Annotated in this window: 16 protein-coding genes, 1 tRNA gene and 1 pseudogene; 5 read left to right on the top strand and 13 right to left on the bottom strand. The window is 71.9% G+C overall.

From position 1 onward, the window contains the following. The first annotated feature begins 453 nt into the window (after positions 1–453). Positions 454–1,983 (top strand): hypothetical protein, encoded by a 1,530-nt coding sequence (locus tag ACZ5CZ_RS05400; RefSeq protein ID WP_468939387.1) that lies wholly within the window; start codon positions 454–456, stop codon positions 1,981–1,983. Positions 1,984–2,163: 180 nt separating this feature from the next. Here the strand turns inward: ACZ5CZ_RS05400 and ACZ5CZ_RS05395 are convergent, their stop codons facing one another. From ACZ5CZ_RS05395 to ACZ5CZ_RS05380, 4 genes are all read right to left on the bottom strand, one after another. Next, positions 2,164–3,582 (bottom strand): GH1 family beta-glucosidase, encoded by a 1,419-nt coding sequence (locus ACZ5CZ_RS05395; RefSeq protein WP_468939384.1) that lies wholly within the window; start codon positions 3,580–3,582, stop codon positions 2,164–2,166. A 101-nt stretch (positions 3,583–3,683) separates the two neighbouring features. Further along, positions 3,684–4,589 (bottom strand): carbohydrate ABC transporter permease, encoded by a 906-nt coding sequence (locus tag ACZ5CZ_RS05390; protein WP_385843758.1) that lies wholly within the window; start codon positions 4,587–4,589, stop codon positions 3,684–3,686. Between the two features lie 11 nt (positions 4,590–4,600). Beyond that, on the bottom strand, positions 4,601–5,611 hold the full coding sequence (locus ACZ5CZ_RS05385; protein ID WP_385843858.1) for a carbohydrate ABC transporter permease: 1,011 nt from the start codon (positions 5,609–5,611) through the stop codon (positions 4,601–4,603). A 46-nt stretch (positions 5,612–5,657) separates the two neighbouring features. After that, positions 5,658–6,980, bottom strand: coding sequence for an ABC transporter substrate-binding protein (locus ACZ5CZ_RS05380; RefSeq protein WP_385843759.1), 1,323 nt, complete (start codon positions 6,978–6,980; stop codon positions 5,658–5,660). A gap of 371 nt (positions 6,981–7,351) precedes the next feature. Here ACZ5CZ_RS05380 and ACZ5CZ_RS05375 point away from each other — a divergent pair, with 371 nt between their 5' ends. After that, the gene (locus ACZ5CZ_RS05375) at positions 7,352–8,407 is read left to right on the top strand and encodes a LacI family DNA-binding transcriptional regulator (RefSeq protein WP_385843760.1); all 1,056 of its coding nucleotides are present in this window, start codon (positions 7,352–7,354) and stop codon (positions 8,405–8,407) included. A 64-nt stretch (positions 8,408–8,471) separates the two neighbouring features. Here ACZ5CZ_RS05375 and ACZ5CZ_RS05370 read toward each other — a convergent pair whose 3' ends face one another. Both ACZ5CZ_RS05370 and ACZ5CZ_RS05365 read right to left on the bottom strand, forming a co-directional pair. Then, positions 8,472–8,993, bottom strand: coding sequence for a GNAT family N-acetyltransferase (locus tag ACZ5CZ_RS05370; RefSeq protein ID WP_385843761.1), 522 nt, complete (start codon positions 8,991–8,993; stop codon positions 8,472–8,474). A 10-nt stretch (positions 8,994–9,003) separates the two neighbouring features. Continuing rightward, positions 9,004–9,621 (bottom strand): DUF998 domain-containing protein, encoded by a 618-nt coding sequence (locus tag ACZ5CZ_RS05365; RefSeq protein WP_468939377.1) that lies wholly within the window; start codon positions 9,619–9,621, stop codon positions 9,004–9,006. Positions 9,622–9,881: 260 nt separating this feature from the next. Between ACZ5CZ_RS05365 and ACZ5CZ_RS05360 the strand changes: the two genes are divergently transcribed. From ACZ5CZ_RS05360 to ACZ5CZ_RS05350, 3 genes are read left to right on the top strand one after another with little or no spacing between them, the layout of a single operon-like run. Further along, positions 9,882–10,364 (top strand): nuclear transport factor 2 family protein, encoded by a 483-nt coding sequence (locus ACZ5CZ_RS05360; protein ID WP_385843763.1) that lies wholly within the window; start codon positions 9,882–9,884, stop codon positions 10,362–10,364. Further along, positions 10,348–10,881, top strand: a complete 534-nt coding sequence (locus ACZ5CZ_RS05355) for an LUD domain-containing protein (protein WP_385843764.1) — start codon at positions 10,348–10,350, stop codon at positions 10,879–10,881. Before ACZ5CZ_RS05360 ends, ACZ5CZ_RS05355 begins: the two co-directional genes overlap by 17 nt. Before the next feature lie 24 nt (positions 10,882–10,905). Continuing rightward, positions 10,906–11,898 carry a hypothetical protein gene (locus ACZ5CZ_RS05350; protein WP_468939372.1) on the top strand — a complete coding sequence of 331 codons (993 nt, stop codon included), beginning with the start codon at positions 10,906–10,908 and terminating at the stop codon, positions 11,896–11,898. A 69-nt stretch (positions 11,899–11,967) separates the two neighbouring features. Here ACZ5CZ_RS05350 and ACZ5CZ_RS05345 read toward each other — a convergent pair. From ACZ5CZ_RS05345 to ACZ5CZ_RS05315, 7 genes and pseudogenes are all read right to left on the bottom strand, one after another. Continuing rightward, positions 11,968–12,697: pseudogene (locus ACZ5CZ_RS05345) on the bottom strand (ArsR/SmtB family transcription factor). 61 nt (positions 12,698–12,758) lie between these two features. Next, entirely contained in the window at positions 12,759–13,676 is a 918-nt protein-coding gene (locus ACZ5CZ_RS05340; protein ID WP_468939369.1) for a hypothetical protein, read from the bottom strand. Between the two features lie 22 nt (positions 13,677–13,698). Next, positions 13,699–14,460 (bottom strand): hypothetical protein, encoded by a 762-nt coding sequence (locus ACZ5CZ_RS05335; protein WP_385843768.1) that lies wholly within the window; start codon positions 14,458–14,460, stop codon positions 13,699–13,701. Positions 14,461–14,722: 262 nt separating this feature from the next. Beyond that, positions 14,723–14,795 (bottom strand) — tRNA-His (locus tag ACZ5CZ_RS05330). Between the two features lie 129 nt (positions 14,796–14,924). After that, on the bottom strand, positions 14,925–15,527 hold the full coding sequence (orn, locus tag ACZ5CZ_RS05325) for an oligoribonuclease (RefSeq protein WP_385843769.1): 603 nt from the start codon (positions 15,525–15,527) through the stop codon (positions 14,925–14,927). 134 nt (positions 15,528–15,661) lie between these two features. Further along, positions 15,662–16,873: a helix-turn-helix domain-containing protein gene (locus ACZ5CZ_RS05320; RefSeq protein ID WP_385843770.1), complete on the bottom strand. Its 1,212-nt coding sequence runs from the start codon at positions 16,871–16,873 to the stop codon at positions 15,662–15,664. Between the two features lie 378 nt (positions 16,874–17,251). Then, entirely contained in the window at positions 17,252–17,533 is a 282-nt protein-coding gene (locus tag ACZ5CZ_RS05315; protein WP_385843771.1) for a hypothetical protein, read from the bottom strand. Between the last annotated feature and the right edge of the window lie 165 nt (positions 17,534–17,698).

Below are 17,698 nucleotides of genomic sequence, written 5' to 3'. Positions count from 1 at the left end.
AATTGCCGGTCACTGGCCGGATCGGCTTCTTTTTCAGGCTGTCCCGCGGCGGAAATGGAGGGGTATTCCGGGGGGTCGGCGATGCGGAATTCCGGGTTCAGGGGGTGTGGCCGGGAGTAGATGATCAAGTCGAACGATGCGTTCGATCGAGTGCCTGCGGGAGCGCTCCCATTCTACTGTGGGAGCGCTCCCGCGGGCTGGTAGCCGTCGAATGGCCGAGTCGCGACCGGCGATTTTCGGCCACCCGGACTGGGGTGACGGTCGCAGGAGAAGGCTGGAGGAGTGCCTGGGCGCGCTCGAACCGAGGCTGGAGCCGGAGCAGCTGGCCCGCCTGGAGGCGGCGCAGGAGCGGCCCGGGCACACGGCACCCCGCAGGACACCCCCCGGAGCGCGGCGGCGGAAGCGGGCGCGCTACGGTGACTCGCTTTTGTCGCGTACCTATTGGGGGGTCTCATGCGGCGAACCACAGCTGCCGCGAGCGTCGTCACCGTCCTCGCGCCGCTTCTGCTGGCCGGTGCCTCGACGGCGTCGGCCGCGGGCGGATCGCTCACCGTCACGACGCTGGACCGGGCCGGCAAGCCGGTCTTCGCGCAGGTGGCGGTCTACAACACGAAGACGAACGACTTCCGCTTCATCGACAGCAACAAGGCGACCTCGCTGCCCGCCGGCAGCTACGAGCTGGTCACCACCATCACCGACGCCACCGGGGAGGCCTCGACCGTCGGCGGGCACAACGTGACCGTCTCCGGGACGACGAAGACCACGTTCGACGCCCGGCAGGGCCGGGCGGTCAAGGTCTCGCTCAGCCCCAGCCCGGGCAGCGGCTACGACCACACGGTCAGCGCCTACGTCTGCGCCACCGACAACGGCCCGGCCTCCATGGGTACCTCGGCACCGGCGGGCGAGCTGTACGTCATCCCGACCGGGAGCAAGGCGTACCAGCTGGCGTACGGCACCACCTACCAGCCGCGGTCGGAGACCGGCGGGGACTTCTGGGTGGCGTCCGGCATGCACACCGGCGGGGTGCCGTCCGGGGTGTCCGCGACGCTCCGGCAGTCCGCGCTGACCGCCCTGAAGGTGTCCGCGCGCTCGGGCCCGGACAGTGGCCAGGCCCGCTTCTCCTTCGACTACTCCTCCGAGAGCGGCGGCTCCTGCTCCTGGGGACCGAACTCTCTGATCTTCGAGCGGAACCTGCCCAACTCCTTCACCGCCCACCTCCCGGCCGGGCAGTGGCAGGTCTCGCAGCAGGCGAACGACTTCGTCTACGGCGGCTGGCACTCCTACGCCGCGGGCCACACCACGTCCCTGACGCTCGGGCACGCGGTCTGGGGACCGAGCGGTCAGCTGCCCTACACCTGGTACAAGCAGCTGTACCTGGGGTCCTTCAACATGTTCGCCGACCCGACCCTGACGGCCGGCGGGACGCTGGCCGCCGGCAGCGTGAAGCTGACCCACGCGGGCAAGACGCTCTACTCGCAGAAGTACGGCCCCGGCCAGGAGATCGACGGGCAGCCGAAGCTGCCCGGCGCGGGCTGGTACACGCTCGACACCTCGGCCCGGCGCGGCAGCCTGCCGTCCGGCTCGCTGTCCACCACGGCCAGCCTGTCCCTGCACTTCTACGCCGACCCCGGCAAGAACCAGCAGATCCGGGACTACATCACCCGCTTCTGGCCCAACGCGCTCAACAGCAGGAACCTGGCGGCCCCCGGGTCGACCACGTCCGTCGTCCTCGGCATGCAGCGCAACGGCACGAACGACGGCACCATCACGCAGCTGTCGGACGGCGTGCAGTCCGTGCGGGCGTGGTACACCACCGACGGCGGCACGACCTGGCACGCCGCCACCACCAAGCTGTCCGGCGGCAAGTGGACCATGGCCGTCCACAACCCCGGCTCCGGCCGCGTCGGCCTGCGCTCGACGGTCACCGACACGCACCACGACACGTCGACCACCACCGTGTACAACGCGTACGCCATCGGCTGAGCAGGGCACACCTCAACGCCGAAGCCCCGGCACGCCCCTGGTTCAGGGAGCGTGCCGGGGCTTCGGCATGGTGCCGGGAAACCGGGACGCGACCCACGCCCGGCCGGCACAGAAGGCAGGGCGGTACGGCGTCCCCCCACCCGGAACGCCGTACCGCCGGCTCCGGCGGAGCGGGCCGGGTCAGGCCGTCGGCACCTCGGGCAGCGACCCGGTGCGGGCCACCTCCGCGTACCACCGGGCGCTCGACTTCGGCGTCCGCTCCAGCGTCGCGTAGTCCACGTGCACCAGGCCGAACCGCTTGGCGTAGCCGTACGACCACTCGAAGTTGTCCAGCAGCGACCACAGGTAGTACCCGCGGACGTCCGCCCCGTCCGCGATCGCCCGGCGCAGCCCCGACAGGTGGCCGTGCAGATAGGCGATGCGCTCCGGGTCGTGCACCCGGCCGTCGGCGTCCACCTTGTCCTCGTAGGCCGCGCCGTTCTCCGTGATGTACAGCGGCAGCCCGGGAGCCATACGGCTGTAGCGCATGATCAGCTCGTGCAGACCGGCCGGGTCGACCGTCCAGCCCATCTCGGTGCGCTCGCCCGGCGTCTGGTGGAAGGCCACGTCGTCCGCGCCCGGCCACGGCGAGAAGGAGCTGGCCCCGTGACCGTCGGCGCGGGGACCCGCGGGTGCCTTTTCCGCCGCCGACACCAGCGTCGGCGAGTAGTAGTTGAGGCCGAGCGCGTCCAGCGGCTGGTGGATGGCGCGCAGATCGCCGTCGAGCACGAACGACCAGTCGGTGACCGAGGAGGTCGCCTCCAGCAGCGTCGCCGGATACGCCCCGCGCAGCATCGGCCCGTGGAAGACCCCGTTGGCCAGGTCGTCGATCTTCTGGACCGCCGCCAGGTCCGCCGGGTCCTGCGAAACCGGCCGGACCACCGAGGAGTTGAGGCTGACCGCGACCGAGTTGCGGGTCGGCATCACCGCCCGCAGCGCCGAGATGCCCAGCCCGTGCCCGAGGTTGAGATGGTGGGCCGCGCGCAGCGCCGCCACCGGGTCGGTACGGCCGGGCGCGTGCACCCCGGAGCCGTACCCGAGGAAGGCGCTGCACCAGGGCTCGTTGAGCGTGATCCACTGCTCGACCCGGTCGCCCAGCGCCTCGCCGACGAGCTGCGCGTACTCGGCGTAGCGCAGGGCCGTGTCCCGGGCCGGCCAGCCGCCCGCGTCCTCCAGCTCCTGCGGCAGGTCCCAGTGGTAGAGGGTGACGGCGGGCTTGATGCCGTGCGCGAGCAGCTCGTCCACCAGCCGGCGGTAGAAGTCCAGGCCCACCTGGACCGCGGGGCCCCGGCCGGTCGGCTGCACCCGCGGCCAGGAGACGGAGAAGCGGTACGCGGTCAGGCCCAGCTCCGCCATCAGCGCCACGTCCTCGCGCCAGCGGTGGTAGTGGTCGACAGCGATGTCACCGTGGTCGCCGCCGGCCGTCCTGCCCGGCGTATGGCTGAAGGTGTCCCAGATCGAGGGCGTACGGCCGTCCTCCCGCACCGCCCCCTCGATCTGGTACGCGGAGGTCGCGGCGCCCCAGAGGAAGGCGGGGGGAAAAGTAGCGGACTCAGACATGGAAGCGCTCCCAAAGAGGGTCGAGGAGACGACGGTGAGAAGGGGAGGGGACGAGAGGAGAGGGCCGGGGCGGTGCTGCCCCGGCCCGGGCGCGGCGGGCCTCAGCCCTTGACCGCGCCCTGCATGATGCCGCCGACGATCTGCTTGCCGAAGATCGCGAAGACCAGCAGCAGCGGCAGCGTGCCGAGCAGCGCGCCCGCCATGATCAGGGACTGGTCCGGGGTGTAGCCGCGGCCCAGCCCCGCGATGGCGACCTGCACGGTCGGGTTGCCGTTCTGGGACAGCACCAGGAACGGCCAAAGGAAGTCGTTCCAGGACTGCACGAACATCAGCATGCCGAGCACGGCCATCGCCGGCCGGGCCGCCGGGAACACCACGTGCCACACCACGCGCCAGCTGCTCGCGCCGTCCACCCGGGCGGCCTCGATCAGCTCGTCCGGCAGCGCCTGCACCAGGTACTGCCGCATGAAGAACACACCGAACGCGCTGACCAGCGACGGCAGGATCACCGCCTGCAACTGGTCGGACCAGTCCAGCTTGGCCACCATCATGAACAGCGGGATGATGCTGAGCTGCGGCGGCACCATCATGGTGCCGATCACCACCAGCATCAGCGCGTTACGGCCCTTGAAGCGCAGCTTGGCGAAGGCGAAGCCGGCGATCGTCGACAGGAACACGATGGTCAGCGCCGAGGTGCCCGCCACGATCGTGGTGTTCACGAACGCCTTGCCCAGGTTGGCGTCCGTCCATGCCACCCGGAGGTTGTTCATCAGGTTCGAGCCGAACCAGAACGGCGGCGGGGTCTCGGCCAGCCGGTTGTTGTCCCGGGAGGCGGCGATCGCCGTCCACACCAGGGGGAACAGCGAGCCGATGGTGAACAGCACCAGGACCACGTAGGTCACCGGCCCGGCGTGCAGCTGCCCGCCGGCCCGCCCGGCCTTGGCCCGCCGGGCCCGCGCCGTCTCGGGCGGCGCCTCGCCGGCGGGGTTGGTCAGGGTCGTCGTCACGGCTGGTTCTCCTAACTGCTGGCGCGCAGCCGGCGCGAGATGACGTAGTTGACGACCCCGATCAGGATGAGGATCAGGAACATCGTCCAGGCGATGGCGGAGGCCCGGCCCAGGTGCTGGTTCACCCAGCCCTGCTCGTACAGGTACAGGCCCAGCGTCTGGAACTGGTGATCGGTACCACCGGAGGCGCCCTTGATGGAGTCGAACATCAGTGGCTCGCCGAACAGCTGGCTCGCGCCGATGGTCGACACCACGGTGGTGAACAGGATGGTCGGCCGCAGCTGGGGCAGCGTCACATGGAAGAACTGCTGGAAGCGGTTGGCGCCGTCCAGCGCCGCCGACTCGTACAGGTCGTGCGGTACGGCCTGCATCGCGGCCAGGTAGATCAGCGCGTTGTAGCCGGTCCAGCGCCAGATGACGACGGAGGACACCGCGATCTGCGAGTACCACTTGTCGTTCTGCCAGTCGATCTTGTCGACGCCGACGAAGTGCAGCGCCCAGTTGATCATCCCGTAGTCACGGCCGAAGAGCAGCACGAAGACCAGCGAGGCGGCGGCGATCGAGGTCGCGTACGGCGCGAGCATCGCGACCCGGAAGAAGGTCGACGCGCGCAGCTTGTAGTTGAGGATGTGGGCGAGCCCCATCGCCATCAGCAGCTGCGGGACCGTCGAGATGATGCCGATGGTCAGGGTGTTCTTCGCCGCGTTCCAGAAGAAGTCGTCGTCGAAGATCCGGATGTAGTTGTGCATCCCCGCCCACTGCATGTCGGTGGGCGCCGTCAGCTCCACCGTGTGCAGCGAGGCCCAGCCGGTGTACACCAGCGGGAACAGGCCGAAGGCGAGGAAGAGCAGGAAGAACGGGGAGACGAAGGCGTACGGGCTCCAGCGCAGGTCCCGCTGCCACCGGCGGGACAGCCGGGCCCGGCGCCTGGTCTCCGCCGGGGACACGGGGTCCGCAACAGCGCGGGCGGGGGCCGCGCCCCGGTCGTGCACCGGGGACGCGGCGGTGTCGTGCCGGGACATACCGGTCACTTCTCCTGGGTGTCGTCGATCGTCCTGGACATGCCGGTCACTTCTCCAGGTTGTTGTCGATCGTCTTGGTGGCCGTCTTCCAGGCGTCCTCGGGGGAGGTGCCCTTCGTCACGAGGATCACCCCGTTGTCGCCGAGGCCGGCCCCGATGATCTGGTCCTTCGGGCCGATGGGCTGGTGCGGGATGGACTTGGCGGCCTCGGCGAAGATCTGGCCGATCGGCGCGTCACCGGTCATGGCGTTCTTGGCGTTCTTGACCGAGGGCAGGTCGTAGGCGGCCGGCGCGCTCGGGAAGCTGCCCTGCACGCTGAAGAGCTTGGCCTGCTGGGCGGGGGCGGTGAGCCATTCGACCAGCGCATCCGCCTCCTTCACGTGCTTGCCGCTCTTCGGCACGGTCAGGAAGGTGCCGCCCCAGGCGCCCGCCTGCGGAGCGGGGGCCACGTCCCACTTGCCGGCGGCGTCCGGCTTCGACTGGCCCTTGAGGTAGCCGAGCATCCACGGCGGGCAGGCCACGGTCGCGAACTTGCTGTTGGCGATCGTCTGGTTCCAGGCCGGCTGGAACTGGGTCTGCGAGCCGACCAGTCCGTCCTTGGCGGCACGGGCGGCGATGTTGAAGCTGGTCCTGACGGCCGGGTTCGTCTTGTAGACGACGTTGCCCGAGGCGTCGTAGAACTTCTCCTTCAGGCTGGAGACGATCGCGTTCAGCAGGCCGCCGGGGGAGTCCATGAAGTAGGTGCCCTCGGGCGCCTTCTTCTTGTACTGCTCGCCGACGTCGACCAGCTTGTTCCAGTCGCCCGCCCACAGCTTGCCCACCGCGTCCCGGTCGGTGGGCAGCCCGGCCTTCTGGAACATGTCCTTGCGGTAGCAGATCGCCAGTGGCCCGATGTCGGTGCCGAGCCCGATGGTGCGGCCGTCCTTCGTGGCCTGGTCCCACTTCCAGTCCAGCCAGTTGCTCTTGTTCACGCCCGAAAGCTTGGAGAAGTCCTCCAGCTTGGCCGACTGGGTCTGCACGATCTCGGCGATGTTGCCGACCTCGACGGCCTGGATGTCCTGGAGGCCGCTGTTGGTGGTGAGGTGGTTGACCAGCGCCGGGTAGTAGTTCTCGTTCCGCTCGGTGACGTTCTCCTCGATCTTGATGTCGGGGTGGAGCCTCTCGTACTCGGCGTACAGGCCGGCCTCCTTGAAGCCCTGCGTACCGAAAAGCCCCAGGGTGATCGTGGTCTTGCCGCTTCCGCTGCCGCCGCCGTCGGCGCCACCGGAGCCGCCCTTGTCGTTGGCGCAGCCGGACAGCAGCCCGGCGCCGAGCGTCGCGACTGCCGCCAGGACCACCGCCCTGCGGGCGGTTCGGGTACGTGTGCGCATGTTGCGTCCTCCTGTTGCCCTGACGTGCGACCCCCCGGCCAACGGCATGGTTGGGCCCCTCAGTTGCTCGCTGCGGCTCGGGCGGGGAACGTGCGGGATATGTATGTGTCAGGTAGGGTGGGAGCGCTCCCATCGATGATGTGTTGAAGGGTCGTCGGTTCCCGGCGGCCTGTCAAGGGACCGGACAGCGCGAGCGGCGTTCGGTTATCGGGCCGTTAAGTGGACCGATTCCATCCGTTGCGCGCCGACAGGGCCAGACGCAAACCGGCCGTCCGTGCGGCGCCCGGTGCGGGACGGGGCCCCGGGGAGCGATCCCCAGGACTGTTACATTCCAGCCAGGAGCAGGAACTCGGTCGAGAGAGGCGGAGCCCATGGCAAGCCATGCGGGGCGGGGCCGGAGCGGAGGGCGGCCCACGCTCGAAGAGGTCGCCGCCCGGGCCGGGGTCGGACGGGGCACGGTGTCCCGCGTGATCAACGGCTCGCCCCGGGTCAGCGACGCCACCCGCGCCGCGGTCGAGGCGGCGGTCGCCGAACTCGGCTATGTCCCCAACACGGCGGCCCGCGCCCTCGCCGCCAACCGCACCGACGCCATCGCGCTCGTCGTCCCCGAGCCGGAGACCCGCTTCTTCACCGAGCCGTACTTCTCGGACATGCTGCGCGGCGTGGGAGCGGAACTCTCCGACACCGAGATGCAGCTGCTGCTGATCTTCGCGGGCAGCGACCGGGAGCGGCAGCGCCTCGCCCAGTACCTGGCCGCCCACCGGGTCGACGGCGTCCTGCTGGTCTCGGTGCACGCCGACGACCCGCTCCCCGACCTGCTGTCCCAGCTGGAGATCCCGGCCGTGATCAGCGGCCCCCGCTCGGCGGGCGAGACGCTCACCTCGGTGGACTCCGACAACTACGGCGGCGCCCGCGCGGCGGTCGAACACCTCCTCTCCCGCGGCCGCCGGCGCATCGCCCACATCACCGGCCGCCTGGACGTGTACGGCGCCCAGTGCCGGGCCGCGGGCTACCGGGACGCCCTGCTCTCGGCGGGCCGCAAACCCGAGCAACTCCTCATGGAACCCGGGGACTTCACGGAGGAGGGCGGCCGCCGGGCGATGACCGCGCTGCTCGACCAGGCCCCCGACCTGGACGCGGTCTTCGCCGGCTCGGACGTGATGGCGGCGGGCGCCCGCCAGGTGCTGCGCGAGGCGGGCCGCCGCATCCCCGACGACGTGGCCCTGGTCGGCTACGACGACTCGGTCATCGCCCGCCACATGGACCCGCCGCTGACCAGCGTCCGCCAGCCGATCGAGGAGATGGGCCGGGCGATGATCGACCTGCTGCTGTCGGACATCGCCGACCGCCGCCCGATGGCGTCCCGGGGCCTGGAACGCAGGCACGCGGTCCTGCCGGCGAAGCTGGTGCCGCGGGAGTCCTCGTAACGGGCCGCCCCCGCGGGCCGGCCGCTGCTGCATCGTGCGGTCCCAGCGGGGCGGTACGTCCGCCCTACGACTGCTCGGGCAGCACCTTCTCCAGCAGGCTGAACGCCCTGGCCACCCCGCCCGGCTGCGGCTTGCCCTCCGTGCGGCCCACGAGCCGGTAACCGGCCTGCCGGTAATAGGCGTTGAGCAGCGCGTTGTCCGCGACACAGTCCAGCCGCACCCGGCTCCGCCCGGCCGCGGCCACCCGCTGCTCGGCGGCCCGCAGCAGCAGCCTGCCGGTGCCGGGCGCGGCGGCCTCCCGGTCGACCATGAGCCGGTGCACATACCCGGCCACGGGCGGCTGCGGCCCCCAGGCGGCCTCGTCCTCCCACCACAACTCCCAGGCCCCGACCACCCGCCCCCCGGCCTCCGCGAGCCAGACCTCACCCTCCGCCATGACCCGCCGGAAGTGCCCCTCGTCCAACTCCCCGGGCCGCCACTGCCCGCTCACCCCCCGCCGGAGCATCCACCGGGCGGCCTCGTCCCGAAGCCGCACGAGAAGCCCGAGGTCGGTTTCGGTGGCGGAGCGAAGACAGAGATCATCCATGCTCCGATCCTTACACGTCGGCCCTCTCAACTCGCCCTGGGGCACGGCCGGTCAGCCCGACAGCGCCCGCGACCAGCACCCACACCAGCAGCGGGAACAGCGCCACCCGCTCCATTCCTCCCATGCCCAGCCCGAGGTAGTGGTGGGAGAGGAAGAGGCACAGGCCCGTGAGGCCCGTGAGGCCCAGCAGGGGGGTGGTCCGGCGCAGGGCGCGCGGGACGGCGGTCGCCGAGAGGCCGGGGCCCGCCGTCAGCAGGGCGATGTTGCCGCCTCCCATGATGAGCAGGGCGCCCAGGACGTGCGGGTTCTCGTGGACGTCCGCGGGGGCCAGCCCGGCCAGCAGGAAGCCCAGACCGGCCCCGGCCAGCAGGATCCGGGCCGAGAGGGCGGACGCGGACCGGCGCCACAGGGGGCCGGTCAGGACGGCGCCGAGGACGAGGAGCGTGCCCAGGGCGGCGAACGAACCGTTCATCAGGACGTGGTCGGGGGAGCAGACGTACCGTGGCTCGGGTTGCCGTTGCAGGGCGCAGTGTGCGTTTCCCAGGTCGCTGATGTTGTTCCGCGCCCAGCTGTACGGCCGTGACCAGGCCGACTCCACGACTGCCTGCACGGCGAAGAACTGCACCACAGCCGCGATCCACGCCCAGCATCCGATCCGGACCCTCATCCGTCCGTCCCCCTTTCCACCGCCGGATTTCCGTACCGGCCAGCGGATCACGCGGCCCCGGCCGCAGGCACTACGGCGAGCCGCCGGAGCGGGGTGGGGAAAGCCCCACGCCCCCCGATGTCACACTCCGGCGCGCAGGACGGTCGTAGAGGGGAGGTCGCCGTGCCTCGCATTCCGCACGGCTGCGTTGTCGTGCCGGGCAGACGAAGGGAAGGACACCGATGGACGACTTTCGAGCGATCGCCGACCGGGTCGAGATCGAGGCGCTGCGCGCCGAGTTCACCGACGCGGTGATGATGCGCGACCGCGCCCGCCTCGCCGGGCTGTTCACGCCGGACGGCGTACTGCGGATGCCGAACATCCCCGTCGAACTGGTCGGCCCGGAGCAGATCCGCGCCGGGGGCGAGCGGCTCCAGGAGCAGTGGGACTTCTTCGTGCAGAACACGCATCCGGGGACGGTCCGGATCGACGGGGACACCGCGACCGGCCGCGCCTACATCCACGAGGTCGCGCGCCTGAAGAACGGCGTGCAGGGGCTCAACCACGCCGTCTACCACGACAGCTACCGGCGCACACCGGACGGCTGGCGGTTCACCGAGCGGGTCTACGAGGTCCGCTACCTCGACACCTCCCCGCTGCCGGGCTCCGCGCCGACGAGCCCGGCGCCGACGGAGCACGGCGGCCGCCGTGGGGATCCTCGATGACGCCGCCGCCGCGCGGGCCCGTGTCAGGGATCTGGTTCCGGAGAAGGCGGAGGTGTTCACCGCGGCCGGCGAGACGCTCCGGCTGTCCGGCATCGACGACGGCATCCACACCGGCGACCGGTACCGGGCCGTCAAGCCCCGGGTACGTGCCATGGATCGCAGCGCAGAGGCCGACGACCTGCGGCGGCTGGTCGCCTGCCCGGACGTCGTCGTGGGCAGCGTCGCCGCGGTCACCGAGACCGGCTCCCTCGTCGCCGCCTCCGGCACCGGAAGCCGGCTGCCCGCGTACACCGGCGGCGCCGGGCGGGCGATCCGGGTCGTCGGGGCGCAGAAGGTGGTGCCCGACCTGGACACCGCGCTGCGCCGCCTCCAGGAGCACGCCCTCCCGCCGGAATCGGCCCGCGCCCAGGCGGCGTACGGCCGTCCCAGCACCGTCAGCCAACTCCTGGTCCTCAACGCCCCGCCCCGCTTCCGCCCGGGCACGGTCCTGCTGCTCGGCGAGGCCATCGGGTTCTGAGGGGAGTCCGCCTACACTCACCCGGTGATCACCGACGGCTTCCCGCTCGCCGAACTCGCCGAACTCGCCGAACTCGCCGGCCGCTGGGACGAGATCCGGCAGGAGTACGACGACTTCCCCAACGACGCGTATGACCGGGCGGCCCTCGACTGCGCCGCCCGGCTCGCCGCCGACCCGGGCGGCCCGTCGTCCCCGGTGTGGACGCTCGGTCTCCTGCTGATGGCGCCCTATGTCGCCACGGGGCCGGGCGAGGGCGTCGTACCGGCGGTCACGGCGGCCCTGACGGCAACCGACGCGGCCCTGCGCGACCGGCCCTGCGCGCACGAGACGCACCCCTGGCAGGAGCACGACGCCGAGTACGACGAGGACCTCGCCCGGCAGGTGTGCGCCCTCGCCGACCCGGCGTCCGTGTGGGAGGAGTACCACCCGCGCGAGCAGTGGCTCTGTCCGCGCAACGTCGCCGGGTTCGCGCGGATCGCGCTGGACGTGATCGAACCCGGTTCGGCCGGGGACGTTCCGCCCAGGCTCCCGGTGGGGGAACAGGACGCCATCGACACGCTGTCCGCGCTGCTGCACGGCTACCCGGAGCCGGGGACCGACGTCGGCGAGACGATCCGCCGGCAGGCGGACGCACTGCGGTGGGCCGCCCCGGCGGACCGGCCCGGCCGGCTGCTGGCCGTCGTGGCGGTCGGCCGGCACGCGGCTTCCGACGCCGTACGGGACACCGCCGTGCTCGACGACCTGATCGGGGCGCTGGAGCAGGTGCTGCCGCACCTCGCCGACGCTACCTGCGCGCACGGCCGGCATCCGGCCCCGCCCCGGTGGGCCCCGGACGCCGCGGCACTGGGGATCACCCTGAGCAGCCCCGGAGGGCGCGCCCTGTACGCCCGCGACCGCGGGGAGGACCCCGCGGTCGAGGAGATGCTGTGCCCGGTCGCCCTGGCTCAGCCGGCCGGGGAGTCGCTGACGGCGCTGCGCGCCCGGCGCGGCCGGCTCCTGGGCGGCGACGGCGGCTGAGGGCCGCTCTTGCTCCTCCGTCGTGCGACCTGGAGGAAAAGCCCTGGCCAGGGCGGGTCCCGGGTGCGGTCAGTGGCCGTTGTCGGGGGAGGTCAGCCGGTCCGGGGGGACATGGAAGCGGTCGGTGAACGCCTGCCGGCCGGCCGGTGTCAGCGCCAGGGCCCGGCTGGTGCCGATCCGGGTGATCCAGCCCGCGGCCAGGGCGTGGGAGCAGACCGCCGCTCCCACGGCGCCGCCCAGATGGGGGCGGCGCTCGGTCCAGTCCAGGCAGGACCGCACCAGCGGGCGCCGGGACGCGGTGGGCAGCGCGATGCCGTGCTCGGCCAGAGCGGCGGATCCCGCCCGGGTCAGGGACGGCTGGGGTTCCCAGGCGATCAGGCCGTCCGCGAGCAGGGCGTCCGTCACGGCCAGGCCGAGCGCGCCGGCGAGATGGTCGTAGCAGAGCCGGGCGCGGCCCAGCGCACGGGACCGGCCGGCCGCGCCGAGGGAGGCGGGCGGGGCGGCGCGGGGCGATCTCGGCGAGGGACTCGATCAGGGCCGCCACCTTGGGGCCGGCGAGCCGGACATAGCGGTGCCGGCCCTGCCGTTCCTCGGCCAGCAGACCCCCGCCCACCAGCAGGTTCAGATGATCGCTGGCCGTCGAAGGTGCCACACCGGTGTACCGGGCCAGCTCGCGCGCCGTCCAGGCCCGGCCGTCCAGCAGGGCCAGGCAGATACCGGCGCGTGTGCCGTCCGCGAGCAGCCGGGCCACCGCCGCGAGATCGACACCGACGTCCTTGTTCGTGCTGTCCGCACCCATGCGTCACGTATCCCGGCCGACGGTTCGGCCCCCACCGAACCCTGCCGAACCGTCAGCGTGGTCAGCCGGGCAGGGACGCGACGACCCGGTCCAGCTCCTCGGGGGTCAGCGGCCGGCCCCACAGGGCGAGGGTCCACTGCCAGGTCCCGTCCGCCCAGTGGTGCACGAACGCCTCCGGGTCCGCGACCCAGCCGGGCTCGAACAGCGGGGCGTCCGGCCGCTGCCGTACCAGCACGGCCATGGCCGGAGTGCCCGCCGGGGCACCCTCGTTGTAGAGGTCCAGGGCGAGCAGACCGGTGGTGAGGTCGCCGTCCAACACCCGGGGCTCGAAGTGCGCGCGCCCGCCGGGCCAGAAGGCGGGGACGGGCAGACTCTCCGCACCGTGGTGCGCGGCGACCTCGGCGCGCCGCTTCTGCCGGGCCTCATCGGCCGCCGTAAGGGCCTCGGTCCACCGGAAGCGGGCGTCCGGCAGGCCGGCAGGGAACCCCAGCCCGGACAGCTCCTCGCGGTAGCCGCTCTCCTCGACCGCCGCCGACAGCAGGATGCCCGCCGCGGGGTCGACGACCACCCGCAACGGCTGCGGCAGCGCCGGGGTGCGCAGCGTGACCGCCCACGCCGGGCGCCCCTCGTGCCGTACCCGCTCCGGTTCGCCCACGGCGTCGGCCGCGGCCAGCGCCGGGCTGTGCGCGCAGGTGATCAGCCGGTCCGGCGAGGGGGCCAGGTCCCAGGGGAACCGCGGCCCGAAGCCGAGCCCGGCCGGCCCGCCCTGCCCCGTGTCGATGGTGATGTCCCCGTCCCCGTGGTCGAGGAACCAGTCCCCCGGGGGCCGGTAGGCGAAGGACACGGTACGGCGCACCGGGCTGGCGGGCGGCCAGCCCCGCCCGTCGTCGCGCCGCGGCTGGACGGAGAGGTGGCGGCCCACCACGGCGGGCTTGGGCGTGCGGTCGAGGAGTTCACGCAGCTCGGTCCAGCTCGCCATGGGGGCCTCCAGCGCCGTCGGCTCAACTGCCGTCGCCCGTACTGTGGCACAGCTTGGTGGTCGTCTTGGTGACGCAGACGTCCCAGCCGCGGAACTTCTCGCCGGGCTTGCCGTCGTCGCCGATCGCCTCGGAGCCGTCGTGGAACTCCACCAGCAGCTTGATCATGGGGAACTTGGTGACCACGGGGGTGCTGCCGAAGTTCTTCACGATGTACTGCTTGTTGACGGCGACGGCGGGACCCGCCGGGCCCTGCGCCCCGTCGTGCTTCCAGGTCGAGCAGGTCTTGTCCTTGGCGTGCGGGATGTTGACCCCGCACTCGTAGGTGTACTCCATGTGGAAGTCCGAGGAACCCGTGTAGCGGCGCCCGTAGAAGGTGATCTCCCAGTTCTTGGAGGTCCTGCCGCGCACGTACTCCTTGATGGCCACCACGACCTGCTGGATCGCGTGGCACTCGTGGGCGTCGCAGTGCGCCTCGATGGCGTACACGTCGGCCGACTTGTAGATGTAGTCCGTGGGGGTGGTCCCCTTGCGCAGCTTGTACCCGCGGGGCGTGTCCGTGTCCGGGGTCACGGAGCGCTCCCCGGTGAGCAGGGCGCGCGCGGAGGCCGGGAGGGCGGACACCGCCGTCGCCCCGTTCGCCGGCAGCGGCCGGTCGGAGAAGAAGCGGATCGTCTGGGAGGTCTGGGCCGGGGCGTGGGCCGGCGCGGCCCCCGTGGCACCGGCGACGGCCGCCACCACCGCTGTCGCGGCGAGGACGGTGGTGCGTGCACGACTGCGTGACATTGCGTTCCCCTCGTGTGAGACGAATCGCCACGCGCCGCGTCCGGTCGTGACGCGCCGTCAGGTGGGTCGCGCGTGGCGAGGCAGTGCTCTGACGCAGGGGCCATCCTGGCGCACACCGGGCCGCCCGGCCCCGCGCAACGCAGGGACTGCACACTCGGAAGAGCGGCCTCCGCCGCTCGTCCGGGAAGCGGCGCGGTCCTGCCCGGGAAAACGGAACAGCCGGTGACCCGTCTTTCGACGGAGCCACCGGCTGGTCACCGAGGGTGAGTGACGGGACTCGAACCCGCGACATCCTGGACCACAACCAGGTGCTCTACCAGCTGAGCTACACCCACCACGACCGGCGGTGGAACTTGTCGTTTCCCCGACCGGCCGAGAAGAAGTCTACAGGGTCCGAAGGGGTGCTCGCGCACACGTTTTCGCGCGGGCCTTCCGGCGGGCTTCTCGGGGCCGCGACCGGCAGGTCAGGGCGCGGGCAGGACGTGCTTGGCGGCGATCGCCTTCGCGGTCTCGGAGTCGGGCCCGGGCTGCGGCACGAAGACGGCCTCGCGGTAGTAGCGCAGTTCGGCGATGGACTCGCGGATGTCGGCCAGCGCCCGGTGGTTGCCGTTCTTCTCCGGGCTGTTGAAGTAGGCCCGCGGGTACCAGCGCCGGGCCAGCTCCTTGATGGAGGAGACGTCGACGATCCGGTAGTGGAGGTAGTCCTCCAGGGTCGGCATGTCCCGCAGCAGGAAGCCGCGGTCGGTGCCCACGGAGTTCCCGCACAGCGGGGCCTTGCCGGGCTCCTTCACATGCTCCTTCACATACGCCAGCACCTGCTGCTCGGCGTCCTCCAGCGTCGTGCCGTTCGGCAGCTCCGCGAGCAGGCCGGACGCGGTGTGCATCTGACGCACCACCTCCGGCATCGTCTCCAGCGCCCGCTCCGGCGGGCGGATGACGATGTCGACCCCCTCGCCGAGTACGTTCAGCTCGGAGTCGGTGACGAGGGCGGCCACCTCGATGAGAGCGTCGTCGGACAGCGAGAGGCCGGTCATCTCGCAGTCGATCCACACCATGCGATCGTTCATGTGTCTCACCTTACGGCGCGCCGCCGCGAGCGGAACCGAGCGTGCACCCGCACAGGAGCGAGAAAAGACGGCCAGAAGACAAGGGGGAGGGGGCGGAGTACGAGACTCCGCCCCCTCCCTTCCTCACTCCTCGCTCAGCTGGCGCTGCGCGGCCCCGGCAGCAGGCTCACCGCGCCGGCCGGCGTACGGCGGCTCTGCATCGGCACCCCGCTGTCCGGGTGCAGCACCGCGGGCCCGTGGCCGACGGGACCGTGACCCGACAGACCCATCGGGGACGGGTGCCCCGGCTGGACGGCCGGCGCCTCCGCCTCCTCCGGCCGGTCGCCCTGGGGCCTGCGGGCCCGGTAGGCGGCCCGGTAGGCGGCGGGGGAGGAGCCGAGCTGGCGGCGGAAGTGGCCACGCAGGGCCACCGGGGAGCGGAAGCCGCAGCGTCCCGCGACCTCGTCCACCGAGTAGTCCGACGTCTCCAGCAGCCGCTGCGCCTGGAGCACCCGCTGGGTGATCAGCCACTGGAGCGGTGCGCTGCCGGTCAGTGAGCGGAACCGGCGGTCGAACGTGCGGCGGCTCATATAGGCGCGTGCCGCCAGGGTCTCCACGTCGAACTGCTCGTGGAGGTGTTCCAGCGCCCAGGCGACGACCTCGGCGAGCGGGTCGGCGCCGATCTCCTCGGGTAAAGACCGGTCGAGGTAGCGTTCCTGCCCGCCCGACCGGCGCGGCGGGACCACCAGGCGCCGGGCGAGCGCGCCGGCCGCCTCGTTGCCGTGGTCCGTGCGCACGATGTGGAGACAGAGGTCGATCCCGGCGGCCGTACCGGCCGACGTCAGCACATCGCCGTCGTCGACGAACAGCTCCCGTGGATCGACGTGCACCGACGGGTAGCGCTTGGCCAGCGTCGGCGCGTACATCCAGTGGGTGGTCGCCGGGCGTCCGTCCAGCAGTCCGGCCGCGGCGAGCACGAACGCGCCCGTGCACAGCCCGACGATGCGGGCGCCCTCCTCATGGGCCCGGCGCAGCGCGTCGAGCGCTTCTTCGGGCGGTGGTGAGGTGATCGACCGCCAGGCCGGTACGACGACCGTCCCGGCGCGTGAGATCGCCTCCAGTCCATGCGGCGCGGAGAGTTCCAGGCCCCCGGTGGTGCGCAGCGGGCCTTCCTCGCCGGCGCACACCAGCAGCCGGTAGCGCGGTACCCCGGCGTCCTGGCGGTCGATTCCGAACACCGACAGCGGAATGGAACTCTCGAAGATGGGACCGCCGCTGAACAGCAGCACCGCGACGATCTCCTTGCGGCGTCGCCCGGAGAGTTTCCGGGCTGCGGCATCCGGCGCGGCGGTGGAGTCGTGGCTCATACTGCTAAGCCCCCCTCGGTGGTCGCGGCTCCTCGGTTGTGTCGCTCCTGCACGTTTCCCCTCGGTCCTGCACGAGTCCCCCGCCGTAAGCAAGTCAAGATCGAATCTACTGGGTCCCGCGGTCTCACGGTGACCAGTTCCACACGCCCCAGATTGTCGACATGACAACTTGGCGTGAAGCATTCGATCACGAAGCGTTGCACTCGCGGAGCGCGCAGGGAAGTGCGCCTTGTCGCGGTGGCCAAACCGCGTAGGGTGCGCAGTCGCCCGTAGACCCTTTCCGTGCAGGTGGAACGGGGGTTTGGGGGTGGTCGGGACCCCCCTGGGGCGATATCCAGAAGTTGGCTGAAAAGAAGCGTTCCGAAGCGCAGAAACAGGTCAGTCGGTCGGTGTCTGTCCCCGGGTGTGACGTCCGCCTCTTTGCGCGACGCAACGGTCGCCGTAGCGCTCCGCGCACCGCTCCGAGCGCCGCAGCAGCACCCGGCAGACGGCGGTGACGGCGGCCAGGCCCAGCGCCGCGCCCGTCGCGCCGGCCAGCGAGGTGCCGTAGCCGACCAGGACGACGGGGACCACGACGCAGCTGAACGCGGCCCAGCGGATCACCGCGCTCGCGCTGTCCGGCGCGGCGGGCGGCTCGCTGCTGGAGCGGTGTCCGGGCATCTCGTCACTCCCTGGGGCGGTGGCTCACCCCTTCAACGCCCGGGCGACCGGTCGGTCACCGGCCGTACGCCGGGGATCCCCGGGAAGCGTGTGCAAACCGCCTGTACGGGGCAGCAACCATTGCGTTACGGGCGCGGCTCGTGCATGCTCCGGTGAACCCCTGCG

This window comes from Streptomyces sp. NPDC031418 (assembly GCF_055581605.1).
This window is presented reverse-complemented; position numbering and strand designations above follow the sequence as displayed.

Bases quoted from the DNA above. Each gene is read 5' to 3' on its own strand.
- ACZ5CZ_RS05400 (WP_468939387.1), top strand. From the start codon at position 454: ATGCGGCGAACCACAGCTGCCGCGAGCGTCGTCACCGTCCTCGCGCCG.
- ACZ5CZ_RS05395 (WP_468939384.1), bottom strand. From the start codon at position 3,582: ATGTCTGAGTCCGCTACTTTTCCCCCCGCCTTCCTCTGGGGCGCCGCG.
- ACZ5CZ_RS05385 (WP_385843858.1), bottom strand. From the start codon at position 5,611: ATGTCCCGGCACGACACCGCCGCGTCCCCGGTGCACGACCGGGGCGCG.
- ACZ5CZ_RS05380 (WP_385843759.1), bottom strand. From the start codon at position 6,980: ATGCGCACACGTACCCGAACCGCCCGCAGGGCGGTGGTCCTGGCGGCA.
- ACZ5CZ_RS05375 (WP_385843760.1), top strand. From the start codon at position 7,352: ATGGCAAGCCATGCGGGGCGGGGCCGGAGCGGAGGGCGGCCCACGCTC.
- ACZ5CZ_RS05370 (WP_385843761.1), bottom strand. From the start codon at position 8,993: ATGGATGATCTCTGTCTTCGCTCCGCCACCGAAACCGACCTCGGGCTT.
- ACZ5CZ_RS05360 (WP_385843763.1), top strand. From the start codon at position 9,882: ATGGACGACTTTCGAGCGATCGCCGACCGGGTCGAGATCGAGGCGCTG.
- ACZ5CZ_RS05340 (WP_468939369.1), bottom strand. From the start codon at position 13,676: ATGGCGAGCTGGACCGAGCTGCGTGAACTCCTCGACCGCACGCCCAAG.
- ACZ5CZ_RS05335 (WP_385843768.1), bottom strand. From the start codon at position 14,460: ATGTCACGCAGTCGTGCACGCACCACCGTCCTCGCCGCGACAGCGGTG.
- orn (WP_385843769.1), bottom strand. From the start codon at position 15,527: ATGAACGATCGCATGGTGTGGATCGACTGCGAGATGACCGGCCTCTCG.
- ACZ5CZ_RS05320 (WP_385843770.1), bottom strand. From the start codon at position 16,873: ATGAGCCACGACTCCACCGCCGCGCCGGATGCCGCAGCCCGGAAACTC.
- ACZ5CZ_RS05315 (WP_385843771.1), bottom strand. From the start codon at position 17,533: ATGCCCGGACACCGCTCCAGCAGCGAGCCGCCCGCCGCGCCGGACAGC.